The organism is Halobacteriovorax sp., assembly GCF_041587335.1.
Lineage (GTDB): Bacteria > Bdellovibrionota > Bacteriovoracia > Bacteriovoracales > Bacteriovoracaceae > Halobacteriovorax.
In genome coordinates, this window is sequence record NZ_JBFGYP010000033.1 from 21,555 (window position 1) to 27,657 (window position 6,103).

At 34.4% G+C, this 6,103-nt stretch carries 7 protein-coding genes; 4 read left to right on the forward strand and 3 right to left on the reverse strand.

Annotated elements, in window-relative coordinates; all coding sequences use genetic code 11:
• Window positions 1-77 precede the first annotated feature (77 nt).
• On the reverse strand, window positions 78-617 hold the full coding sequence (locus ABX784_RS07145) for a hypothetical protein (protein ID WP_372654230.1): 540 nt from the start codon (window positions 615-617) through the stop codon (window positions 78-80).
• 124 nt (window positions 618-741) lie between these two features.
• Window positions 742-1,947 (reverse strand): NO-inducible flavohemoprotein, encoded by a 1,206-nt coding sequence (gene hmpA, locus ABX784_RS07150; RefSeq protein ID WP_372654232.1) that lies wholly within the window; start codon window positions 1,945-1,947, stop codon window positions 742-744.
• 122 nt (window positions 1,948-2,069) lie between these two features.
• Here hmpA and ABX784_RS07155 point away from each other — a divergent pair, with 122 nt between their 5' ends.
• Together ABX784_RS07155 and ABX784_RS07160 are read left to right on the forward strand one after the other, a co-directional pair.
• Window positions 2,070-2,501 carry an Rrf2 family transcriptional regulator gene (locus tag ABX784_RS07155; protein WP_372654234.1) on the forward strand — a complete coding sequence of 144 codons (432 nt, stop codon included), beginning with the start codon at window positions 2,070-2,072 and terminating at the stop codon, window positions 2,499-2,501.
• A 132-nt stretch (window positions 2,502-2,633) separates the two neighbouring features.
• A complete protein-coding gene (locus ABX784_RS07160; RefSeq protein WP_372654235.1) occupies window positions 2,634-3,230 on the forward strand; it encodes a hypothetical protein in 597 nt (198 codons plus the stop codon).
• A 32-nt stretch (window positions 3,231-3,262) separates the two neighbouring features.
• Here ABX784_RS07160 and ABX784_RS07165 read toward each other — a convergent pair whose 3' ends face one another.
• On the reverse strand, window positions 3,263-5,254 hold the full coding sequence (locus ABX784_RS07165) for an Ig-like domain-containing protein (protein WP_372654237.1): 1,992 nt from the start codon (window positions 5,252-5,254) through the stop codon (window positions 3,263-3,265).
• A 31-nt stretch (window positions 5,255-5,285) separates the two neighbouring features.
• Here ABX784_RS07165 and ABX784_RS07170 point away from each other — a divergent pair, with 31 nt between their 5' ends.
• Window positions 5,286-5,489 carry a hypothetical protein gene (locus tag ABX784_RS07170; RefSeq protein ID WP_372654238.1) on the forward strand — a complete coding sequence of 68 codons (204 nt, stop codon included), beginning with the start codon at window positions 5,286-5,288 and terminating at the stop codon, window positions 5,487-5,489.
• Between the two features lie 383 nt (window positions 5,490-5,872).
• Window positions 5,873-6,103: hypothetical protein (locus ABX784_RS07175; protein ID WP_372654240.1), on the forward strand; the 231-nt coding region annotated here is incomplete at its 3' end.

Sequence of the window (6,103 nt, forward strand, 5' to 3'; positions counted from 1 at the left end):
TTAAATAATTTACATAGAGAAAATATTAACACTTGTTTTGATAGAGTTAGTGAGTAGCTAATTCATTTATTCGACTTTTAGAATGCATATCTTAGAAGAACATCTGCCACATCATCGAGAACTTCTTCAAATGCATTAGGTACTTCTTCAGGTTTAAAGAATGGTCCACTTGAGTATTGAGCAATATCAAAAACCATTCCTTTCGAATTAAAAGATGATTTACCATCAACCTCTGTTGCTCCAAGAAAGTGAAAACCTACAGTTTCACCATCAACAACATCACAAGATATATTTGGTTTGTATCCATTTAAAAAGAATTGCGTATAATAGCTTTCTAGCTCTGCATGACTCTTAATACAGCCAGCGCATACTTGTCTTTTCGCGATAGGAATCTGGATTACTTTCTCCAGCGGTATAATACACTTTTCACCAGTAACAGCTTCAATAGTAATAATACTTCCCTCTTCAGGAGAGAGAACAGTTTTTGTCACACTCTTTATATCGTAAGTCTTCCCCTCATCAACAGAGGTCTTTATCGTCAAAGTATTTGACTCTACTTCTAGTGCTAGAGAAAAGAATGAAATTTGAAATAATAAAATAGATATTAATAGCCTCATAGTGGCTTATCGTCTCTTTTTCAAATTTAATTTAATTATATATTTATTCTTATCAAAATATTTGATATTAGCAAAATCCCACTTGAAGTATAATTTATTTTCAAGTGAGATTGTAAATAAGTAATTATAAGGTCTCAAGTGGTCCAAAGAATTCAAATTTAATAGATTCTTCTTCTATTCCAATATTTCTAAGAATCCTAATTACAGCTGACATAAAATTCTTAGGTCCACAAATGTAAAAAGTACTATTCTCTATATTGATTGAATCTTTGAGAATATCTTCAGAAATAAATCCCAAGAATTCATTACTCTTTGTCTCCCTCTGAAGAGTTTCGTAGATAAATGTTGACTTAAAATTCTTATGGGCTAATTCCAAGTGACCTATCTCACTTTTAAATGCTTGAGTAGCTTCTGACTTATTCGCATGAAATAATTTAATAGATTCAAAACTACTCCCTTCACCTAATGATGCATGAATCATAGACAATAGAGGAGTTATCCCTACTCCACCTGCTAAAAAGACAACTTCTCTCTTTTTACTCTTTTCTTCAAGAGTAAAAACACCTGCTGGACAACCAACGTCAAGAAAGTCACCTACTTTAATATTACGATGTAAAAAGTTTGAAACATAACCTTCGTGTATTAATTCATTTGGCTTTGATTCTTTTTTCACGCTGATTCTATATGAATCACTTGAACCATACGCAGAGAGACTATAATTTCTCATCGTTGTCGTCTCATCACTAGGAACTCTTACAGTGATATACTGCCCAGCCTTAAATATTGGTAATCTTCCGTCTTTGGGCTTTAGTATAAAAGAAGTAATCACTTCACTTTCTTTAATCTTTTGCACAACTTCAAACTTCTTAAAGCCACTATATCCATTGAAATTTTTTATAGACTCTTCCTCCAATGATTTTTCAGCATTGATAAAAATATCAGCTAAGAAAAAATATGCTTCTGACCATGCATCGATTAAATCAGGAGTTGCAGCATCACCTAGCACATCCTTAATAGATTCTAAAAGGTTTTCCCCAACGATAGGATAATGTTCTGGCTTAATTTTCAATGAGAAGTGCTTATGACTTATCAACTGAACTGCCGAACTTAGAGCGTCGAGGTTATCAATATTTTTTGCGTATGCACAAATCGCTCCTGCTAAAGCATCTTGCTGCACACCCTTTTCTTGGTTCGCTTTATTAAAGAAGGGTAATACTTCGGGGTTATTTTCAAACATCCTCTTATAAAAATATTTGGTAAGCAAGACTCCATTCTCTTCTAAAACCGGTGCTGTACTTTTAACAATATCAATACTTTTTTGATTTATCATCACATCTCCTTAAACATGTATTTGAAATACATATTTAAAACCACAAAGCCCACATGTCAAGTTTATCTGGTTCTTAGAGATATTTTTGTGATAATTCGAATAAGTTGTGCTACATATTTCATATGAAACTTACAACATATACTGACTATTCAATTAGAGTATTGATCTATCTTGGAATCAATGAAGATCGCATTTGCACCTCGAGTGAAATATCGGAAAGTTATAACATTTCGAAAAATCACCTATCGAAGGTAATTCACCAACTTTCTAAACTTTCTTTGATCGATTCTTTTAAGGGAGCATCTGGAGGTATAAAACTTGCTTTATCTCCAGAAGAAATTAATATTGGTAAATTAGTACGACAAACAGAACCAGACTTCCACATTGTTGAATGTTTCGCCCCCTCTACAAATAAATGTAAAATTTCGCCATCCTGTAAGTTAAAACAAATCTTAAATGAGTCAACTTCTTCTTTTTTGAATAATCTAGACAAGTACACGCTTAAAGACATCCTTAGCAACTCCTCTCGTTTAGAAAAATTAATCAAGAGATAGAGTTAATTAAAAAAAGTGTTACCTCTCAATTTCTCACTCCAATCTTATTTTAAGTGTCTATAAGTAATGAAGAATTTATGGCACAAGTATTGCTTTTAATATTAGTACAAATAAACTTTATGAGGACTAGATATGAAATTACAGATACTTAAAATGACTATTTTTTATACTCTGTTTAGTTTTTCAACACTTTCAGCAACATGTGAACAAGGAAAGCTAGAGCCAACTCTTTCAATGAATCTAAAGAAAGATATCCACTCTCTTGAAATAGTCACAAGTAGTGTAAAAAGATCATATAGTGATGATGAGATTCTATCTTGTTTAGAGAATATAGATGAATTAGAGTTCATTCAAAAGGATGTTGATGCTGCAAAGTCTATGCTTAATTACTATGAGAGAAGCCTACAGGGAGTAGAGGAAACAAAGAAAGTTATATTACAAAGAGTTTTATATTTCAAAGAAAGGTGTCAAGCTTATGGCACAACATGTTCTGAAGTGGAATATCACAGGAACAAGTATAAGGAACAGCTGACGAAACAAGTAGAGTTCAGAATGGAAGCTGCAAAATACATTGAACAAACAATAGACGTAAAAAGAAAGAAAGAAGCCTTCGCTAAAACTTTTGATACTCAGTGTGAGAGTAATAATTACGATAAAGAGCAAGTAATTTCTCTATGTAAAAAAATGAGATATAACTACGAATTCCCTGTTTGTAGAAACTATATGTAGAATTTTTAATACTCTCTATTCTAATTGTGTCACTAATTAGAATAGAGATACTCAGTTGGAATAACCTCAAGATTATCATCACCAGGGCAAAGCCAATATAACTCAGCGACTGCTTGCCCTCCATTCTCAAAAAACTCAACAGTAATATCCTGCTTCTCACCTTCTACAAAAGGTACGCTATAGTTATGATCCCAACGAGGAGCATGAGGAAACCAAATATCAAGAATAGAATTTCCACCTATAGTGACTCTAAACCCATCATCAGAGCGACTCGAGATCTGACAATCTCCTGTGTATTTTCCTTTTATTTGACCAGTCCATCTCACACTGAAGTTATCTCCAACGCCTAAAGGAGCAGTCCCTCTACTCCAGTTAAAGTCAATTTGAGAGTCTATTCTTTGTCCCTCAAGGTTATCAAAATTATTTCCAGAGAAATAGCTGGCCAAGAGCCCATCACCATTATCACTAACAACTGGAGTCTGTGAGTTATCTACATCTACAACAGAGCTACTAGAACTCAGTCCATTATAATTAGCAGTGATATTAACAACCCCTTCAGCTAAAGAAGAAACTCTTCCCTTATCAACTAAAGAGTTACTCACCATAGTTAAACTCGTATCTGAACTCTCCCATGTCACAATGTCAGTAATCTCGACTCTGGCTCCATCAGAAAAATTTGCAAAGGCACTAAAGTCTATATTTTGACTTGTATTCATAACTGCACTCTGAGGACTAATACTAATTGAAGATATAGTTCCAGGAGCAAGTAAGACATCAAGAGCTCCATCTATAGAATCAATACTTGCTGTTATCGTTAATGAACTTGTGCTCGTACCATTAAATATATTATTGAAGAGTCCTCTATCTTGAGTTGAATTTGAGATAGAGCCATACTCACTATTTGAAATTGACCAAATCACAGAATCAGTTATTTCTACAATACTGTCATCATCGTACGTTCCAATCGCTCTAAAGTAGGCATTCACTCCTGATGAAATTAAGCTTTCATTTGTTTCTACTGCAATACTTATTAAAGAAGCTGTTGTGATTGTTAAACTCTTACTTACAGACACTCCACTTAGTTCTGCAATAATAGATAGAGTCCCCTCAGAGATAGGAGTGATCTTTCCTTTTGTAGTTTGTGAATTTGATATAATCCCCAACTCACTATTATCAACAGAGAATGTGACACTATCAGATACATCTTCACTACTTCCGTCATTGTAGTTTGCAATACAAGTGGCCTGAGCACTAACTCCTGTAGAAATGCTCTCTGAAGAAAGAGTTAGATCTAAAGAACTAATAAGCTTCTCTGTTACCGAGTATGATACAGAGTTTGAGAAACCACCATAGTTAGCTGTAACAGAAACATTTCCAGAGTTTACTAAATTAGCGAGCCCTTCATCTGAAATACTAAGAACTTCTGAATTAGATGAGCTCCAAGTGACACTACTTGATAAATCAATTGTTTCTCCATTATCTAAATTTCCAGTTGCATAAAATTGTTGACTAGCGCCCTTGGCCCTACTCCCAATGATTGGTGTAACTTGAAGTCCAGTAATAACAGTAGTTGTCGTTTCTATTGGGAGTATCTTTGTAAACCCACTATAGTTAATATTAAGGTTTGTTGTTCCTGTTGAATTTGCAGTGATCATTCCAAAATCCACTGAGTCATCAACACTAGCAACTGTAGAATCATCCATACTGTAAATTGCTGAGTCAGTAACATCTAATGATTGTCCATTATCATAGGTAGCAGTAACTATAAGTTGAGCTTGCCCTTCACTAGGAAGTTCTAAAGAGCTAACACTTAATTCAATTCCAGTAAGATTTGCGCTAAAAGGCAAGAGAGTTATAGAAGTACTTACTGCATCTAGACTTGCTGTTATAGAAACACTTCCAACACCAATTGCCGTTGCCTTATTACCAGCAATGGTTACCCTCTCAGTATTATTTGAACTCCACTCTATAGCAGAAGAAATATTTAAAGAGCTTCCATCAGAGTAATACCCCGTGGCCGTCAAGTTGGCGACCTCACTAAGAGATAGGCTAACCTTGTCAGTACTAGCAACAATTCGCTCTAAAGTTACAACGGGAACAACGGGCTCCTCAATAGGAAGATCTACACTTCCTGGCGTATCAACAGATGGAGCAGAAGAGCTTGCCTCAGAGGCAACTTCAACTGCTTCTTCTCCTCCTCCAGCGCATGAAGTAAGAAATACAGAGAATATGATTAGAAGTATAAAATTTTTAATTTAACCCCTTCCTGTTATAGTTAAGACTTTTTAAATATTAAACCAAAATTAACCAGATATTTAACTTGCAAGCAATCTCAAACACTTACGACTCAACCAGCTTAAGATTATATCGGCAGAGCGCCTATAATTCTTGACGGAATAATTAAGTTGCTAATTAAATCAATACATTAGCAGAGCCCCCTTTAAATAAAGCTTATTTTACAATAACTTAGATAAATTTAGACTTAAGTAAAAATAAAGAATTTATATTAAGAAGACGAACCAAAACAATGGCACACTAACTTATCCGTAGCTTTCTTCTAAGTTTATATACACCTAATACTATTGAATAAATTAGGTTTCCCCAGCCTTTACCCTATTCCAAAAACTGTTAAGATAAACCCTATGAAAACTAATAAAAAAGAAAAGCAAAAAATCCCTGTCTTCTTCCACACTAAGCAAATGGAATTTCACCCTAAGTACGAGTGGGCCCTTGGGAATCGTATCAAACATCCAGAGAGTACTAAGAGAGCAGAGTCTATCTTTAGAGCAGTTAAAGCTGAGAAGGAACTCTTTGATCTAAGAACTCCTGAACGTATTCCCCTATCAAATATTAGAGACTGTCATAGCTACGAG